Annotated in this window: 4 protein-coding genes; all 4 read left to right on the plus strand. The window is 40.6% G+C overall.

Features of this window, described 5'->3' with window-relative positions; translation table 11 throughout:
- The first annotated feature begins 166 nt into the window (after positions 1-166).
- The 4 genes from FTT88_RS16920 (at position 167) to FTT88_RS16935 (ending at position 2,406) form a co-directional block, all read left to right on the plus strand.
- Positions 167-1,216: a protein rep gene (locus FTT88_RS16920; RefSeq protein WP_180174131.1), complete on the plus strand. Its 1,050-nt coding sequence runs from the start codon at positions 167-169 to the stop codon at positions 1,214-1,216.
- Positions 1,217-1,438: 222 nt separating this feature from the next.
- Entirely contained in the window at positions 1,439-1,600 is a 162-nt protein-coding gene (locus tag FTT88_RS16925; RefSeq protein WP_180174132.1) for a hypothetical protein, read from the plus strand.
- Between the two features lie 202 nt (positions 1,601-1,802).
- Positions 1,803-2,123: a hypothetical protein gene (locus FTT88_RS16930; RefSeq protein WP_180174133.1), complete on the plus strand. Its 321-nt coding sequence runs from the start codon at positions 1,803-1,805 to the stop codon at positions 2,121-2,123.
- Entirely contained in the window at positions 2,116-2,406 is a 291-nt protein-coding gene (locus FTT88_RS16935; protein ID WP_180174134.1) for a hypothetical protein, read from the plus strand. The genes FTT88_RS16930 and FTT88_RS16935 overlap by 8 nt, the downstream gene beginning before the upstream one ends.
- Positions 2,407-2,452: the final 46 nt, after the last annotated feature.

Consider the following 2,452-nt stretch of genomic DNA (forward strand, 5'->3'; position numbering starts at 1 on the left):
TGCGGTGCTATGGCTATCGGTCGTAATGTTGTTTTTTATGTTCGAAAAGGTGCAAAACCTATTCTTGCAGAAAGTTTGTAATTTGTGAAAAAAAACAGTGAGTTAGCCTTGGCTTCTCGCTGTTTTTTCTTTCTCTTGATACTATTGATTAACTCGGGGACAAAAATTGACTAAAAAAGACAATAAAAAAGCCCATAATTCGGACACTTTGGCGGGTGGAGAATTACAGGCTTTGCAATCTGCTAAGGCAGATCAACACAGGGATAGAATATCACGTTTTGGACTTTTGAAACATAGAGCGAAACTACAAGAACAATATTTGTGGACGCAAGTTGATTTCAAATCTGAGGGTGAAAATGATCTATCCAATAAGGCTCTTAAGGCTGCATCCAAATTAAAGGGATGTGGTCAATTCCTGCTGTTCCGTAATTACTACACACTTGATCAAATCAAACTACAAAAAGCTCATTACTGTTCACAGCATTTACTTTGCCCAATGTGTGCCGGTGCAAGGGCTGCTAAGTCAATGAATCGCTATATTCAGCGTATTGAAGAATTAATGCGTCAGAATCCGCGTTTAAAGCCCGTATTAATCACTTTTACTGTAAAGAATGGTGAAGACCTACAGGAACGCTATGAGCACCTTATACGCTCATTTAGGACTCTTTTAGACCGTTATCGCGATTATAGAAAAAAAGGCCGTGGCTTTAATCAGTTTTGTAAGATTGATGGCGGTTTCTATACAACTGAATATACCTATAACGAAAAGACCAAAGAATGGCATCCGCATATTCATATTTTTGCTTTACTCAATGAATGGATAGACCAGGAAGAACTTGCTGAAACTTGGCACGACATTACCCTGGATTCTTATATCGTTGACATTCGCAGAGTTAAAAAAACTAAAGAACACGGTTATAGCAAAGCTGTTGCAGAGGTTTGTAAGTACGCTCTCAAGTTTAGCGATCTATCACTGGAGAACACTTGGGGGGCCTTTTTGACCCTCAAAGGTAAACGGCTAACAGGTTCATTTGGTTCTATGTATGGCGTAAAACTTCCTGAAAAATTAACTGACGAAATGCCACTGGAGGAGCTGCCCTATATGGAAATGCTCTATCGTTTCGTATTTGGTGAAAAACGCTCTTATTACAACCTAGAAATAACAAAAGACGTAAAACCAAGAGAAGCGCAGGCGGGAGAGCGCGCAGAGGAGTAGGAGCTTCGACGCCGACGCATGAGCGATATAGCGCGGGCGCTTCAATCGGTTTGCTGTGATGTGCCGACCTATGGATCGGTCATCATCATCAGCAATCCGTAATAAGCAAGCCTACCCTGTAGCCACAGGACTTGTAAGGGGTTCGACCCCTTAACCCCAAAGGGCGCACTTTACCATTGGATTTCATCCAACGGCAGTGCTCCCAAAAATAGGATTATAGAAATGAATGAATTATTAGAATTGAAACACCGTATTGATAACTGTACTGATGATCTTCAATCTTTCGAACTTCGGAAGATTTATGACAAGCTCATTATTGAGCTGTGGCAATCTGAAAAGATTACTTTGTCAGAAATGCAGTCTATGGCTCTCCCTCTCCAGTAGCAGAGGGCGCGGAGTGCGCCCGAACTGACACCATCTGAATTTCAAAACCTTCCTTCCCTGATTACAAGCTCCCCTTGGATTTCCAAGCGGGAGTTTTTAGCAATCCCGCAGGGTTGCGACAAGATTCTATTTGATTTTTATTTTGTTTGGTTTATGATTCATTGTGAATCACATTCCTATATATGAAAAATCAGGTGAGAATATGCAAATTGATGAACCAACAAACTTCCAATTATTCATGGCAGAAGTAAACAAGACGGCAAAAACTGAAAGTATTGGTGTTTACCATCAAGTTCCTTTCCGTATGGCCCGATGGAACTTTGCACGACTGGAAGGACTTCGTAACCATATGGGAGAACCTCGAAATAAAGTTCTTAACTCCCTAATTGAAATTGCTTTAGATCAGGTATTTGAACAGCTTGATCATGGTGATGAAAAAATTCGTCGCTCTATTCTTGAAGAAGTTTCCAAAGTCCTCGAATCAATTGAGCACGATGGTTCTGGGAGCTTAGACAATGATTAATCTACAAGGAACTTTGATAAATGCTTTCCGTTTGGATGGTGGTAAAGGTAAAGACGGCAAAGAATATGAAGCGCGTGACAAGGTGCAAATTCTTGGTTCGTTGGAACTCCCAAACGGGGAAATTAAACACGAACTTGTTGACCTAACAGTTGAGGATTCTCGACTGTTTGAACCATTCAAAAATCAGGTTATTAGCATCTCTTGCGGTGCTATGGCTATCGGTCGTAATGTTGTTTTTTATGTTCGAAAAGGTGCAAAACCTATTCTTGCAGAAAGTTTGTAATTTGTGAAAAAAAACAGTGAGTTAGCCTTGGCTTCTCGCTGTTTTT

The organism is Acinetobacter sp. YH01024, from assembly GCF_013420195.1.
Classification (GTDB): Bacteria; Pseudomonadota; Gammaproteobacteria; order Pseudomonadales; family Moraxellaceae; genus Acinetobacter; species Acinetobacter amyesii.

Coding starts and splice junctions, on each gene's coding strand:
- FTT88_RS16930 (WP_180174133.1), top strand. CDS start 1,803: ATGCAAATTGATGAACCAACAAACTTCCAATTATTCATGGCAGAAGTA.
- FTT88_RS16935 (WP_180174134.1), top strand. CDS start 2,116: ATGATTAATCTACAAGGAACTTTGATAAATGCTTTCCGTTTGGATGGT.
- FTT88_RS16925 (WP_180174132.1), top strand. CDS start 1,439: ATGAATGAATTATTAGAATTGAAACACCGTATTGATAACTGTACTGAT.